General features: G+C 71.3%; 1 protein-coding gene. It reads left to right on the forward strand.

What is annotated here, in order from left to right; translation table 11 throughout:
* Nucleotides 1-104: 104 nt before the first annotated feature.
* Nucleotides 105-581: TrmH family RNA methyltransferase (locus DD1DGNOD_RS06770; protein ID WP_430827766.1), on the forward strand; the 477-nt coding region annotated here is incomplete at its 3' end.

A 581-nucleotide genomic window follows, 5' to 3' on the forward strand; every position in this document is an offset into this window, starting at 1 on the left:
GACTGCCGTGACTGCCGTGACTGCCGTGACTGCCGTGACTGCCGTGATGGACGCGTCCTGCGGGGTACGCGGCCTGGCTGGGAGATGGGAGCGGATTGGACGTCATAGAGATCGACGATCCCGCGGACGAGCGGGTCCGCGACTACGTCGGGCTGACCGACGTGGCCCTGCGGCGGCGGCGGGAACCGGCCGAGGGCCTGTTCATCGCCGAGGGCGAGATGGTCATCGAACGGGCCCGGCAGGCCGGTTACCGTCCGCGATCGTTGCTGGTCGGCCTGTCGAAGTTCGCAACCGTCCCAGCCGATCTGGAGCCGGGCGTCCCCGTCTACCTCGCCGGTCCGGACGTGCTCGCCACGATCACCGGGTTCCAGGTGCACCGCGGGGCGCTCGCCTCGATGTGCCGTCGCCCGCTGACCCCGGTGGCCGACGTCCTGGCCACGGCGAGCCGGGTGCTGGTCTGCGAGGACATCGTCAGCCACACCAACCTGGGCGCGATATTCCGGTCGGCGGCAGGGCTCGGGATGGACGCGGTCCTGCTCAGCCCCTCCTGTGCCGACCCGCTGTACCGGCGGTCGGTGCGG

It is taken from the genome of Candidatus Protofrankia californiensis, assembly GCF_900634765.1.
In the GTDB taxonomy this organism is placed as follows: domain Bacteria; phylum Actinomycetota; class Actinomycetes; order Frankiales; family Frankiaceae; genus Protofrankia; species Protofrankia californiensis.